Source organism: Sphingobacterium faecale, assembly GCF_016746095.1.
GTDB lineage: Bacteria > Bacteroidota > Bacteroidia > Sphingobacteriales > Sphingobacteriaceae > Sphingobacterium > Sphingobacterium faecale.
In genome coordinates this window covers 183,157-197,702 of sequence record NZ_JAERTY010000004.1, presented here as the reverse complement: position 1 = coordinate 197,702, position 14,546 = coordinate 183,157, and the positions used below count along the sequence as shown (strand labels likewise).

Genomic DNA, 14,546 nt, shown 5'->3' with positions numbered 1-14,546 from the left:
ATATCAATACTTTTATGTTATTTTGTAGAACATAAAGAAATATAAAACAAGGACCATGTCAACAAAGGATTTGATGAACGATCTAAAACCAATCGCTGTAAATACAAGGGCTGATTTGGTGGAGATACAATTGAGAGAATATCTTGATAAAAAAGGGCTAAAAGCGGGAGATGTATTGCCGACAGAGATGGATTTGTCGGAGGCTTTGGGGGTAAGCCGAAATGTACTGCGGGAAGGACTCAGTAGATTGCGGATGCTGGGACTGATAGAATCTAAGAAGAAGAGGGGAATGGTGCTGACTAGTCCTGATATACTCGGTTCTTTTGAACGGGTGCTGAATCCACAGTTAATGGATACATCGACGTTGAAGAATCTTTTTGAATTGCGGCTGGTACTGGAGTCGGGATTGGCTGACCTCTTGTTTCTTCGGAAGACTGATGCTGATATTAAAGAATTGGAAGCAATTATAAAGAAGGATAAATCTGGGGATAACGATGTGTTTCGAGTAAATAGCGAGATTGCTTTCCATGGCAAACTATATGAAATAACTGGAAATGAAACCTTGAAAAGATTTCAGATTATGCTGATGCCGGTATTTGATTATGTGCTCAAAAACGAGAATAGAAGTATTAAATCTAATGTATCACATGCGGACCTGGTGAAAATACTGAAAGAAGGTACGAAAGAAGATTTTGTACTGGCCATGCGGGAGCATTTGAGACCGCATTATGAAAATCTGAGTAAATAGAGAAAAATATAAGATATTCCTTGATATCTTATATTTTTTTGTTAATTTTATTTGTAGTACATAAGTACTATATAATTATAATACCTAAATGCTGTTTTTATGATGATTCGATTGATTGTATGGAGTTTGTTGTTTTTAAATGCTTCTATTGTTTTTGCAGAGCCTATTGATATTACCTCTAAATTATATGTGCTGCCGGTTTTGGTAGATCAATCTATTAATGTTGTAAAACGTTATAAGATAAATAGTGATGTGGCAAGAGCAGAACAGGCAATTGTGTTGGAGATGGGATTAGATGGACGCGCTTCGCAGATCGTAGAGGCGATCGAAGTGTGGTATTCGGCTGGAGATACTTCCTTATTAAAGGACAGTAATAAGTCGAAATATATGCTAGCGAAACATGTGAAGGCCAAAAAGGGGAGGAACAAACTATCGTTTAAATCAGACTTGAAGGAAGGAGATAATTACTATTGGGTCAGCTTGAGGGTAAGACCTGTAAAAAATATGTTATCACCGTTTGTACTGTCCTATAAAAACCTATCCGTTAACAAAAAAAGGCACTTGATAAATGATATCTCAAAAAGTACGCATAGACTGGCTGTTGCTGTAAGAAGACACAAACAAGAGGGGGTACATACGAGCAGGATACCCGGAATCGTAACGGCGAAAGACGGGAGTCTTGTCGCGGTCTATGATGCCCGATATGAATCGGGAAGGGATCTGCAAGGACATATGGATATCGGTGTATCGAGAAGTCTGGATAGGGGTGTCTCCTGGCTGCCTATGGAGGTCGCTATAGATATGGGGGAATATGGCGGGCTAGGACAAAAATGGAACGGGGTGTCTGATGCCAATATCCTATTGGACGACAATACAGGTGATATTTACGTGGCAGGTCTTTGGATGTATGGGGTTATCGATGAAACAGGGACTTGGTATCCGGGAGTAAAAGATGGGAAGGAAATATGGAATCATCAATGGAAAACTAAAGGATCCCAACCTGGATTCGGTATAAAAGAAACTTCTCAGTTTTTACTGGTAAAGAGTACGGACCATGGCAAATCGTGGTCAGCTCCGATAAATCTTACGCAGATGTGTAAAAAGGAAGAATGGTGGTTATGGGCGCCGGCACCCGGACATGGCCTGACCTTGAAGGACGGGACATTAGTGATGCCTACGCAGGGTCGGGACAGGACAGGCAAGGCGTTTTCTAATATCACTTATAGTAAGGACGGAGGTGAAAGCTGGACGACATCCGATGCAGCGCTGCCGAGATCGACCACAGAATGTATGGCTGTCGAACTGGAGGGTGGCCGTATCATGCTGAATATGCGCTCTAACCTGAACGCTACACGTAAGGGAGATGATAATGGACGGGCTATCGCAATAACTACAGATCTGGGAAAGACATGGGTAGAGCATCCTACTTCACATAGCGCTTTAATAGAGCCCACCTGTATGGCGAGCATACATAAACACTGTTATAAGGAAAATGGAGAAGTGAAGTCTGTTCTTATTTTCTGTAATCCGGACTCGAAGTATGAACGTATCAATATCACCCTTAAAGTCAGTAAGGATAATGGAGAAACCTGGCAAACAAAGACATTACTGGATGAAGGTAAGGGAAGGGGGTACTCCTGTATCACCTCTATCGACGAAGACACGATAGGTGTTCTATATGAGAGCAGCCAGGCCGATCTGGTATTTCAACAAGTTGCGCTTAAAGATTTAATATAGATAAACTAGTTATAAAATGAGTAAAATTAATGGATTGGTGGCAGCGACATTTGCTGCTTTTAAAGCGGATGGAGAAGTCAATTTGGATATTATACCGCAGTACGTGGAATTATTACTGGAACAGAATGTGGCAGGGGTATTTGTGTGTGGTACCAATGGAGAAGGTCCTAGTCTGAGCACTGAAGAGCGCATGGCTATCACAGAACGGTACCTGGAATGTGTCGCTGGCCGGATGTTGGTATTCGTACATGTAGGGCATAGTGCCATTGAAGAAGCCCGACGATTGGCAGCTCATGCTGAAAAGCATGGTGCAGATTATATTTCTTCGGTATCTGCGTTTTATTTTAAACCGGTTTCCGTGCAGAATCTGGTCGATTGCATGGCTCATATTGCTGCTGCCGCTCCGAAGACTCCATTTTTCTATTATCATATACCGGCGGTGACGGGAATACAGATTGACCTGGTCGAATTTTTGACGTTGGCCGAAGATCAGATCCCTAATCTTGCGGGGATAAAATATACAGCAGCAACGATACATGAATATCAGGCTTGTCTGCATTATAAAAATGGTAAGTATGATATCTTATTTGGCTATGATGAACTATTATTGCCTGCACTCGCTGTGGGGGCTAAGGGCGCAATAGGTAGTACTTACAATTATGGAGCAAAGCTCTATAATAAGGTGGTGAAACTTTTTGGAGAAGGAAACCTTGAAGAAGCAGAAGAACTTCATTTTAAGGCGGTAGAAATGGTCAGACTGTTGGTTAAATATGGGCCTATTCCCACCCAACGTGCTATCATGACACAAATAGGCTTGGATCTTGGCAATCCGCGGCTTCCTCTGGCAAGTCTTTCTGAGGCAAACCGCAGTAAGCTGTATAAAGATCTGGCTGATTCGGTTTTTTTGGAGGTCGCAGCATCCTGTTGATATGATTATTAATGTACTTAAACTTTTTATTTATATGGTGATTCCTAGCGTTGTGACGGCACAGCATCTGACCGCTAAATGGGAATGGCAATTTCTAGCTTCTATTCCGGATACTATGGGATATGCAGGGGCTTATGTGGGGACTGTTAATAATTATCTGCTGGTAGCCGGTGGAGCCAATTTTCCGGATGGAATTGCTCCGTGGGATGGAGGAAAAAAGATCTGGACCGATCGCACATTTGTGTTGAAAGAAAAAGAAGGGAAATGGCAGGAATGCAGCCCACTCCCCCGACGTATGGGCTATGGAGCAACGGTCTCTTATGAGGGCAAGATGTATGTGGCAGGAGGAAGTGATCATGAACAGCATCTGGATGTATTATACGAGATATCTTGGAATAACAGTACACAAGATTTGGGGTATAGGTTAATAGGTAAACTTCCTGTTCCCCTAGCTAACTGTGCGTCGGTACGGATAGGTCACTATTGGTATATATTGGGAGGAATCCGGAAAGCAGATGCCAAGACCGCTGAAAATAGCTGCTGGAAACTGGATCTGAGAACACCGGAAAGTGATTGGATACCTGTGGCTGTTATACCAGGCAAAGGGAGGATGTTGGCTGTGAGCGCCGATATGGATAATCAGCTGGCTGTATTTTCGGGTGTGGCACTGGAAAACGGACAAAGGGAATATTTACAGGATGCCTATCTGTTAGGATCGGATGGAAGGTGGGAGGCGTTGCCCCATGTTCCAGTAGCAGTAGCTGCCGGAACTGGACCGGCATACTATGATCGCGGATTAAGATCAGTTTTTGTTTTTGGAGGGGATGACGGTAGCTTGGCAAATTCGAATCTGAAAGACGCGCATCCGGGGTTTTCTAATCGTATCTTGCAGTTTGATTGTACACAAAGGGAATGGTTCTGCTATTCGGATATGGCTGTGCCGGGACAAGATAAAATATGGGTGCCCGTGACGACAGGGAGTGTGTATTGGAAAGGTTCTGTAGTACTGCCTACTGGTGAAGTTCGCCCTGGAATCCGTAGTCCACAGGTATTGATGGGAAATCTGATACTGGATAATTATGAAAACTGAATCTAAAGGATATGCTTGGCTACTGGTAGGTTTGCTCTGGGTAGTTGCATTTTTGAATTATTTTGATCGCATACTCATCACCTCGATGCGTGATCCGATCGTTGCTGACTTTAATCTGAGCGACGCTCAATTTGGGCTATTGACATCGGTGTTTTTGTGGTCTTATGGGGTTGTCAGCCCTTTTGGAGGTTTTCTGGCGGATCGATATTCGCGTAAAATAGTGATTATCGTATCCGTATTTATCTGGTCTGCTGTCACACTTTGGACGGGATATGTCAAGTCATTTGAGGAGATGCTTGTGACGCGCGTATTAATGGGGATCAGTGAGGCCTGTTATATACCTGCAGCGCTGGCTCTGATAACAGATTATCACACCGGTAAAACACGGTCCCTCGCGACTGGACTGCATATGTGTGGATTGTATACGGGCCTGGCACTGGGTGGCTTGGGTGGTTTTATAGCAGAATATTGGGGATGGCGCTATGGTTTTCATGTTTTTGGGCTTTTTGGGGTATTGTATGCCTTGGTACTTGTATACTTTATAAAAGATAAAAAGGTGCCAGAAGGGGGGAAAGAAGAAGTTAAAATCAGAAATGAAGAGAGATTTTCTGTACAGGAAATATTAAAGTCCCTATTCAGATTGCCTTCGTTTTATATTATTCTGGTGTATTTTGCAGTATTGGGTATGGCAAACTGGTTTGTAAACGGCTGGTTGCCTACTTTCCTCAAAGAACAGTTTCAACTGGATCTGGGAACTGCGGGAATATCGGCTACAGGATATATGCAGGTCGGTTCTTTTCTAGGTGTGATCCTCGGTGGAATTATCGCCGATCGATGGGTGCAGCGTAATCCCAAAGGACGGGTGAATGTTATGATTATTGGATTTTGTGTAGGAGCACCATTTTTATTTGTCATGGCTTCGACCGAGGTATTTGGGTTGGCTATTGTAGCGATGCTTGTCTTTGGGCTAGCAAGAGGTTTTAATGACGCTAATCTAATGCCTTTACTGCGACAGGTGGTTGATCAACGTTATATCGCGACGGCGTATGGATTTTTAAACTTTTTAAGTACGATTGTTGGCGGCTTGATGGTGTATATGGGAGGTGCTTTAAAAGATGCAGAGGTTAGTCTCTCCATTATATACCAGATTATAGCGGTAGTGCTATTGGTCGTATCGCTTTCTTTAATTGGAATCCGTCTAAAACAAAAAAGTTGATTTATGAAAAACTTGTTCTTTCTGCTGATTATAGGTATTTGTAGTTTAGGTATAGCACATGCCCAGAAGCTGAGGATGCCTTCTTTCTTCTCTGATAACATGGTGCTTCAGCAGAATGCCAATGTGAAATTCTGGGGGTGGGCTAAGGCAGGCCAAAAGGTGAATATTATTCCATCTTGGAGTAAAGATACTATTACTGCTGTAACCAGTGGGGATGCCGAATGGAAAACAACAATCGCTACACCGCATGCGGGTGGTCCATATAGCATTACAATCGAATCGCAGCAGCAGCAGGTGCTGTTAGAAAATGTATTGGTGGGCGAAGTGTGGCTTTGTTCGGGGCAGTCCAATATGCAATGGTCTGCACTGAATAACGTTAAAGAGATGAAGGCCGCTTTGCCGACGATTACTAATGTGGGGATTCGCTTTTTACAGATAAGTAATATTGCTGCTCAAAGTCCTCAGAATGACGTGTATGATCAATGGACGGAATGTAATCCACAGACAGCAGCCGGTTTTTCGGCAATAGGTTATTTTTTTGCAGAAAAGCTGCATAAAGAACTGGGGGTTCCAATCGGTATCATAAATACGAGCTGGGGAGGGACGTCGGCCGAATATTGGACTCCAAAAGAAACTATTGAAGCGGATAAAGAACTTTTGGATAATGCAGGCTTACAGAAGGTGGCGCCGCGTAAGCCCTATCAACCTGGGGTATTATGGAATAGTATGGTATATCCTTTTGTGGGCTATGAAATAGCCGGTGCATTATGGTACCAAGGGGAAGATAACACCGTGTCTTATTGGGGATATGATAAATTAATGAAAGCTTTGGTTTCTTCCTGGCGGGAAGCCTGGGGCAAAGAGTTTCCGTTTTATTTTGTACAGATAGCTCCCTTTTCTTACAAATATGAAATACCCAATGCTGCGCTGCTGAGGGAACAACAAGCGATCACAGCATTAACACTGCCTAAATCGGGGATGGTGGTTACTACTGATCTGGTAGATAATATCAAAGATATACATCCCCAACAAAAAAAGGCTGTAGCCTCTAGGCTGGCCGATATTGCACTGGTCAGGGATTATGGGAAGATAAAGTCTGATTTTTTGTCTCCGATCTATAAGGAGCATATCGTAGAGGGAAATAAAATAAGGATCAGATTTGCTCATTTGAAAGGACGCCTTCGTGTTAATGGAAAATCTATTACTGATTTACTGATTGCCGGAGAAGATAAAGTGTTTGTACCTGCCGTAGGTAAGATAGAAGGCAATGAACTGTTGGTTTTTGCCCCTGGGGTAAGTAAGCCTGTTGCAGTCAGATTTGGCTTTTCCAATACGGCTATGCCTAATCTATTTACCGAAAGTGGATTGCCAGTGTCGCCGTTTCGGACTGATCGTTGGGATAATTTTTAATTAGACGATTATAAATACTTCTAAAAATGTAGAAAAATAGCTGCGAGCTATTCGAATAAAATGCTACATTAGCTTATGTAAAACAATACAACGGTAATTACCATTGAAAAAACAAGCGATCCGCTGTTTAGTGGATCACCAAAACAATTTACATATGAAAAAAGTATTTGCATCACTATTGACTGCTTGCGCTTTATTGGGGGCACAGGCATGGGCTTGTACACGCGTGGTCTACAAAGGTCCTAACGGTAATATCATTACGGCACGCAGTATGGACTGGAAGGATGATATCGCTGCTAATCTATGGGTTTTCCCGCGCGGATTGGAGCGTAATGGCGAGGTGGGAGCGCAGTCTGTCAAATGGAAATCTAAGTATGGTTCGGTCATCGCGTCGGCATGGGATATTGCGACTACGGATGGCATGAATGAAAAAGGACTGGTGGCGAATGTGCTGTGGCTGGTGGAATCTCAATACGCGGAGTATAACCCGACGGGAAGTAAACAAGGACTGACCATTTCAGCTTGGGCGCAGTATGTATTAGATAATTACGCTACGGTACAAGAAGCAGTACTTGACCTGGGGAAAGAGTCTTTTGTCGTGGTGAGTGACTACATACCGGGCACGCAGAAATTCACGACATTGCACTTGTCGATCTCGGATGCAAGGGGCGATAATGCGATCTTGGAATATATCAATGGCAAATTGGTGATACACCACAGCCCGACCTATACGGTGATGACCAACTCGCCCATCTTTGAAGAGCAGCTGGCGTTGAACAAGTACTGGAAGGGTATCCCAGGTACGGTGATGTTGCCAGGTACCAACCGTGCGGCTGACCGCTTCGTCCGTGCTTCGTATTATATCAATGCGATCCCACAGACGGAGGATACACGTACCTCGGTAGCGAGTGTGTTTTCGGTGATACGCAACTGTTCAGTTCCTTTTGGTATCAGTTCTGAAACAGAGCCTAATATATCGTCTACACGTTGGAGATCGGTAGCGGATCAGCGCAATAAGGTGTACTATTTTGAAACGGTGCTGACGCCAAATACGTTTTGGGTGGATCTGAAGAAATTCAACCTGGCGGAAGGGTCTAAGACGATGATGTTGGATCTGAAGGAATTTTCGACGTTCAATGGATTGTCCAATGCCAATTTTAAAGCGGCAAAGCCTTTCCAATTTGTGGGTATCTAATCGGTAATCGTTTTAATCTTCAACACTATAAAATATCAGTACAGTCAGATGATAGTAAAGTCATTTTCTCGTCTGCTTCTTGTTTTTTGCTGCCTGTCCTTGGGTATGCTGCCCGCACTGTTTACGGGCTGTATCAAAAAGGCGCTGCCGAATATTGAAGCGGATATACTATCCGTGGTGTCTCGTGAGGGGGACTTTTTTGCGGATCCCGTGGTCACCAATAAGGAGGTGAAGCTTTTTGTAGATGATCAAAAGGTGGATGTCAAGGCGTATGCATTTGCCTTTACGCTGAGTCGTGGTGCCTCCAGTGTGCCGCAAAGTGGATCGGTGCAGGATTTTACCGAACCGGTGGTCTATACGGTGACTTCCGAGAATGGGGAGTTCAGCAAGAAATATACGGTGACGATGACGGATGAAAGGGTGACCTTCATGCCGCTGGAATATGATTTTGAGAATTATGTCATCCATGACAAGAATAAGTATACCGAATTCTTCAACCTGCGTGACGGTCGTCGGCAGGATACCTGGGACTCGGGCAATGCGGGTTTTGTGTTCAGTATATCGCCGATCACCAAGAAGCAGCCTGCGCTGTACCCGATGCAGTTCAGCACGACGGCACACAGCGGAGAGACTGCGGTCAAGTTGGAGACCAAGTCGACGGGTACCTTTGGTGCGGGGGCGAAGAAACCGATTGCCGCAGGAAATATCTTTATGGGCGAGTTTGATGCCGGAAATGTGATGGGGGATCCCTTGCAGTCGACGCATTTTGGACGCCCTATAGAGGGGGCTCCGCTCTCGTTCTCGGGCTTCTATCACTATACACCGGGCAAGCAGGTGATCGATCACAACAGCAGACCGATGGCCAATGCCAAGGATACCTGCTCGATCGTGGCGGTCTTGTTTGACGCAGACGAACTTAAATCACGTACCAAGGTGGATTATCTCGATGGTACCAATCTGCTCACGGACAAGAGTATTGTAGCGACTGCATTGTTGTACGATGGGGAAGCAGCGGCAGCGAAGGACTTTAAGGCTTTTGACATTCCGTTTAAGTACGTCAAAGCGCCAGAAGTGGAAGGCTTTGCAGGGGGTAAGTATAAGTTGGCTATCGTGCTCAGTGCCAGTAAAAATGGAGATATCTTTCAGGGAGCGGTAGGTAGTGTATTATTAGTGGATGATATAAAGATTACGATCAAATGATAAGGTGTTTTGTAGTATTGGTGGTTGCTTGTGCGACTACGTGGGGGGCCTATGCGCAGGTCGGTGTGGATCGTATGATCTTTCATGCCGGTGTGCATATCGGGGGCGTGACGCCTGCTTCTATTCCGCAGGAGATCCGTGAGGTGGAAAGTTATAAGCCGGTCAATCCGTTTTCCATAGGGGTAGAGGTGCCGTTTTATAAAGCCAATGATAAGCTGACGGTTTCGTCGGGGCTGAACCTGGTCAATAAGGGCATGAAGACCAGGGCTTTTGCGGAGAATTTTAAAGCGATGATCGAGTTTGAGAATCAGCCTATACCGGGATTTATCGGTTATTTTACCGGTTCGGTGGGCTCGTCGTTCAACAACTTGTACCTGGAGCTGCCGGTATCGGCGCATTATGAGCTCAACTCGAGGTGGTCGCTGCTCGGTGGATTTTCTATCGCCCGTGCGCTGCACCGCTCTTTTGAGGGCAGTGTGCATAATGCCTATGTGCGCTTGGGAGATCCGACAACACCGAAGATAGAGATCGAAAGTGCAACCTTCGACGTGTCCAAGTTGGTGAATAAAACAGATATCGGGGTGCATGTAGGGGGTGTGTATGCGCTTACACCAGTGTGGCAGATCCGGGGGGTATTCAGTTATGGGGTCAATAATGTGATTGACGCACCGACGGATCACCTGCCGATCAAATTGCACAATACGTTCTTTACGATCGGTGCGGGATATGTACTTCCCTTTCAATAGACCAAACCAAATGATTATATAATGATACGAGGGCGCCGATAGGTGCCTTCGTTGTTTTTAGGTAAAAATATGCGAAATGAAAAGTGTTAAAGCGCTTTTGTATTACCTTTGCAGCTTGATTAAAAAAAGAATTGTATAGATGGTGAATAAAGGGAAGAACAGTTTCCTGTTTTTGGTGTACCTGGCCGGATTGAGTGTGATCGGTTTTTTGGCAACGGATATGTACCTGCCGGCGTTTGATAAGATGCGTATCGACCTCGATACGAGCAAAAATAGTATCAGTGCCAGTCTGACCTTGTTTTTGGCGGGCTATGCTATCGGGCAGCTGTTGTGGGGGCCATTGGCGGATCGCATCGGAAAGCCCCGTTCGATCTTGATGGGATTGGGAATTTTTACGGCCGCATCGGTTTCTATTTATTTTACGGACAGTGTGACGGCACTGTTGGTGCTGCGCCTGATACAGGCGGTGGGGGTATGTGCCGCTGCGGTGAGCTGGCAGGCGCTGGTGATCGAACGTTATCCTGCGGAGCAGACGAATAAGGTGTTCGCTTCGATCATGCCACTGGTCGCGCTGTCTCCAGCATTGGCGCCTCTACTGGGGGTGTTTTTATTGGATCACTTCAGTTGGAGGGCTATTTTTATCGTGTTGGCACTGATTACGTTGCCCCTGATTGCTTATACATTTACCTTAAATCGGAATAAGGCGACGGTGCAGGACGGTACACCTGTGAAGGGGGAGTCTTACCTGCAATTGTTACGGTCTAGAACCTATATCGGCAATGTGATGATCTATGCGGTCTGCTCGGGTGCTTTTTTTGCCTGGCTGACGGGATCACCCTTCTTTTTGAAAGAGCTGGGTTACAGCGAAGCGCAGATCGGTTTTAGCTTTGTGCCGCAGACGATCGCTTTTATGCTGGGGGGCTATGGCTACCGAGCGCTGTCGGATCGGATTGCGGGCAAGCGTATCTTACCTTATTTGCTGGCTCTTTATTCGGTAGCGGTGATCGGGGTATTGGTGATCACGCTGGTCACGACGCCAACACTGGTGATGCTGTTGGTTCCTTTTTGTTTGATGGCATTGGCCAATGGTGCGTGCTACCCGATTGTGGTAGCAGAGGCCATGAAGCTCTTTCCCAACAGCTTGGGTAAAGCAGCCGCGATGCAGAATGCCCTGCAACTGGGGACCTGTTTCTTGGCGAGTGGGATTGTGTCTCTGTTTTCGGGTACGGCCCTGCTGACGACAGCCCTGGTGATGGTGGGGACGATTCCTTTTGTATTGATTGGATTTCGGATGTCCAAGTAGGGCGTCTGTGCTATATTGCGGTAAAAAGGCCATCTTAAAGAAAGATGGCCTTTTTTGTTAACCTAACATGCTGTTCCGTTATTTTTTCTCCGCTACCAAGGCGTATACCATGGGTATCTTGTCATCGAGATGGGCTATACGGTATTTGTTCGGTTCGAACTCGATGGTCTTGTTAAAACAATTGTAGGGCGAATAATCGAATTCGTCCAGGGACTTGAGTTCAAGACCATTGCGGAGAAGGCTGTTGACCACCTCGCTCAATCCATGATTCCAACAGACGTAGTCTTGACTGATGTCGGCGTCTTTGTCGGCATAGGTTCCGTTTTCACTTTCGATAATAGCTCCCGAGTTGAAATAGCGGTAGCCGATCTTTTCGAAATCATCATCAAACATCCATACGACGGGATGGAATTCTACAAAAACGAGCTTCCCTCCAGATTTTAGAAATCTGGCTATCACCTTGGCCCATTTGTCCAGATCGGGCAGCCAGCCTATGACGCCGTAGCTGGTGTAGACGATGTCGAAGGTCTTGTCTAGGTGTGCCGGAAGGTCGTAGACATCGCAGCAGATGAAGGTGGTGTCGGTCTGGATCTGATGTGTAATCTCACGGGCGCTGGCGATGGCTTTGTCCGAGAGGTCGACCCCGGTGACGCTGGCACCAAGCCTGCTGAGGGAGATGCTGTCCTGTCCAAAATGACATTGCAGGTGGAGGATGGACTTGCCCTGTATGTCTCCCAATAGATCAAGTTCGATCGCATTAAGGGAACTGTCTCCCTGAAGGAAACCTTCTAGGTTATAAAAATCGGACTTGAGGTGTGTTTCGGTTCGGTTGTTCCAAGATTGGCGGTTTATCGCCACATAGTCGTGTTCTGTGCTCATTTTTACCCTTTTATTGTTGTTCATTATGACCCCTATTGGCCATAACAGCACAGCAATTTACAATTTTCTGTGGAAGAAAATAAAAACTTGTTTTTAAAAGGGTGGCGCTGGGCTATGGCCTGCCGATGAATGCTTCGTCACTCAAGGTATGCAGGAAGGAGACAATGGCCTCTTTTTCGCTGGGGGTCATCGGGATTCGATTGCCGGCCTGCTGTAGAATAGGATCCAGGTTGTCGGCATGGAGCACGCCTTTGTCAAAATAGTCGAGCACTTCTTCCAGGGTCTTGAACTGCCCAAAACTGCCGTAAGGTGCGGTGTAGGCGATATTGCGCAACGAGGGGACACGGAAGCGCATATAATCTTCGCGGATACCGGTGACACGGGCACGGCCGGCTTCTTCGCTGCTGGGGTTCAGCGGGAATCCGATGTTGCGGAAGCTCTGGTCGGTAAACAGTTCGCCGCTGTGGCAACTGGCGCATTTGGCCTGAAACAGTTGGTGGCCTCGAGCCTCGATCGCACTGAAATGTACGCCTTCTTGGCGTCGCACCTTATCGTATTTGCTGTTGGCGGAGATGAGGCTGTATTCGTACTGAGCGATGCTGTTGTATATGCGCTCGGGCGTGATTTCGCTGTCGCCAAAGGCTTGTCTGAACAGCGTCTGGTACGCCTGGTCGCTCTGGAGCTTGCTCATGACCTGTACAATGGAGGAGGCCATCTCTTCGTGGGTGATGATGGGGACGAGGGGCTGTTTCTCCAGTTGGCGCTTGTTACCGTCCCAATTGTAATGCTTGATAAAGGCCAGGTTCTGGATGGGTGGGGTATTGCGCAGGCCTACACGTCCGTAGATGCCGATAGCCTGTGCCTCGCTGTCGCTAAAGGCTTTGGACTGTTGGTGGCAGCTGCCGCAGGAGATGGTATTGTTGCCGCTGAGCCTTTTTTCATGGAATAGCTTTTCGCCAAGTTCAACCCCGTATTTGGTCGGCTTGTTCTTGTAAAAAGCCTCGTTCAGTGGCGGGAATCCTTCGGGGATAGACAGAGCAAGCTCAGGATTGTCAATAGTCAGCTCTTCTTCGGCCTCCTTGCGGTTGCAGGCCAAGGCGAGTAGGATCAGGGACAGGGCGAGTATGCTGATGGATTTTTTCATCTGTGATGCGGATAAAGTAGGGGGTGCGCTGCCTGATGCAGGCACCCCCTGGCGTTAGTGTGGTTTAGTTTTTTACACCAGTGACAGAAAACATGCCCGATGGATCGGATTTGCCATTGCCACCAAGGTTGTCAACAAATTCGACCATGCCATCGGCGGTGTGAATGCTTGGTGTCGCATTGCCTTTACCTAGCTTTATGGCTTTTGTTTTACCACTCAACAATTTGTCAAAGTCGGCTCTGATATGGATGACAGGAGCCGTCTTGCCTACCAGGGCTGCTTCGGGTAGTGTCAGGCTGATGTCTCGGTACGCATCGACACCCGGTACATAGCTTGCCGGATCTTCGAGTTCGCCGTCTAACGTACTGCCGGTGTGGATCGACAGTTTCTTTTTGTCGGTGTCGTAGAATCCTTCAATCTTGGTAAAGCGGTATCCCGTTCCCCATTCCCACATCATCTCGGTATCGTTTTTACCGGCTGCAGCATAGAAATTTGGAAAACGTGGCTCGTCTAAGGTGTTGAGGTCTTGCTGTACACCCAAGCCAAACTTGAGCTGTTTGTATGTGGCGGCAGGGATATCGGACAGGACATAGCTCAAGGTCGCCGGTTTGGCATGATTGACCACTGTGGCACCTTTGTCCAGGTCATTGCTGTTGTAGGGAACTTCCTGGCCATCGGCTTTGACCAAGCGGATATTGCTGATGACATACTTGAGCTCGGCAAACTGATGTGTCTGGCCTTCAGCGGAGATATTCACACTGGCTTGGCTGGAACTGGCATCGCCGAGTACAATGGTCTTGTCCTTGAAGGTATTGTCAAATTGCAGGGTGACATTGTTGACGGCAGGACTGTCTGTGTCTTCGCCTGGCGAGTCACTTTTTTTGCAAGAGACCAGTGCTACAGCAAGGGCTGAGGCTAATAAGATGTTTGTTACGTTTTTCATTTTTATT

General features: G+C 46.3%; 13 protein-coding genes. 10 read left to right on the top strand and 3 right to left on the bottom strand.

The genetic code is table 11. The features are described 5' to 3' along the window. Positions 1-55: 55 nt before the first annotated feature. From JKG61_RS08845 to punC, 10 genes are all read left to right on the top strand, one after another. Positions 56-748, top strand: a complete 693-nt coding sequence (locus JKG61_RS08845; RefSeq protein ID WP_202102609.1) for a FadR/GntR family transcriptional regulator — start codon at positions 56-58, stop codon at positions 746-748. A gap of 99 nt (positions 749-847) precedes the next feature. Then, the gene (locus tag JKG61_RS08840) at positions 848-2,485 is read left to right on the top strand and encodes a sialidase family protein (protein ID WP_202102608.1); all 1,638 of its coding nucleotides are present in this window, start codon (positions 848-850) and stop codon (positions 2,483-2,485) included. 16 nt (positions 2,486-2,501) lie between these two features. Next, positions 2,502-3,413 carry a dihydrodipicolinate synthase family protein gene (locus JKG61_RS08835; RefSeq protein WP_202102607.1) on the top strand — a complete coding sequence of 304 codons (912 nt, stop codon included), beginning with the start codon at positions 2,502-2,504 and terminating at the stop codon, positions 3,411-3,413. A 34-nt stretch (positions 3,414-3,447) separates the two neighbouring features. Then, positions 3,448-4,503 carry a hypothetical protein gene (locus tag JKG61_RS08830; RefSeq protein WP_202102606.1) on the top strand — a complete coding sequence of 352 codons (1,056 nt, stop codon included), beginning with the start codon at positions 3,448-3,450 and terminating at the stop codon, positions 4,501-4,503. Beyond that, on the top strand, positions 4,493-5,719 hold the full coding sequence (locus JKG61_RS08825) for an MFS transporter (protein WP_202102605.1): 1,227 nt from the start codon (positions 4,493-4,495) through the stop codon (positions 5,717-5,719). The genes JKG61_RS08830 and JKG61_RS08825 overlap by 11 nt, the downstream gene beginning before the upstream one ends. A 3-nt stretch (positions 5,720-5,722) precedes the next feature. Next, complete coding sequence (locus JKG61_RS08820) at positions 5,723-7,129, top strand: sialate O-acetylesterase (RefSeq protein WP_202102604.1); 1,407 nt, start codon at positions 5,723-5,725, stop codon at positions 7,127-7,129. A gap of 154 nt (positions 7,130-7,283) precedes the next feature. After that, complete coding sequence (locus tag JKG61_RS08815) at positions 7,284-8,324, top strand: linear amide C-N hydrolase (RefSeq protein WP_202102603.1); 1,041 nt, start codon at positions 7,284-7,286, stop codon at positions 8,322-8,324. A 48-nt stretch (positions 8,325-8,372) separates the two neighbouring features. Beyond that, the gene (locus JKG61_RS08810; protein ID WP_202102602.1) at positions 8,373-9,524 is read left to right on the top strand and encodes a PCMD domain-containing protein; all 1,152 of its coding nucleotides are present in this window, start codon (positions 8,373-8,375) and stop codon (positions 9,522-9,524) included. Then, positions 9,521-10,270, top strand: coding sequence for an outer membrane beta-barrel protein (locus JKG61_RS08805; protein ID WP_202102601.1), 750 nt, complete (start codon positions 9,521-9,523; stop codon positions 10,268-10,270). The genes JKG61_RS08810 and JKG61_RS08805 overlap by 4 nt, the downstream gene beginning before the upstream one ends. Positions 10,271-10,409: 139 nt before the next feature. Continuing rightward, positions 10,410-11,573 carry a purine nucleoside transporter PunC gene (punC, locus tag JKG61_RS08800; RefSeq protein WP_202102600.1) on the top strand — a complete coding sequence of 388 codons (1,164 nt, stop codon included), beginning with the start codon at positions 10,410-10,412 and terminating at the stop codon, positions 11,571-11,573. Positions 11,574-11,651: 78 nt separating this feature from the next. Here punC and JKG61_RS08795 read toward each other — a convergent pair whose 3' ends face one another. From JKG61_RS08795 to JKG61_RS08785, 3 genes are all read right to left on the bottom strand, one after another. Beyond that, positions 11,652-12,452, bottom strand: coding sequence for a class I SAM-dependent methyltransferase (locus tag JKG61_RS08795; protein ID WP_202102599.1), 801 nt, complete (start codon positions 12,450-12,452; stop codon positions 11,652-11,654). Between the two features lie 112 nt (positions 12,453-12,564). Continuing rightward, positions 12,565-13,596 carry a cytochrome-c peroxidase gene (locus JKG61_RS08790; RefSeq protein ID WP_202102598.1) on the bottom strand — a complete coding sequence of 344 codons (1,032 nt, stop codon included), beginning with the start codon at positions 13,594-13,596 and terminating at the stop codon, positions 12,565-12,567. A 64-nt stretch (positions 13,597-13,660) separates the two neighbouring features. Continuing rightward, complete coding sequence (locus tag JKG61_RS08785) at positions 13,661-14,539, bottom strand: MbnP family protein (protein WP_237249419.1); 879 nt, start codon at positions 14,537-14,539, stop codon at positions 13,661-13,663. Positions 14,540-14,546 lie beyond the last annotated feature (7 nt).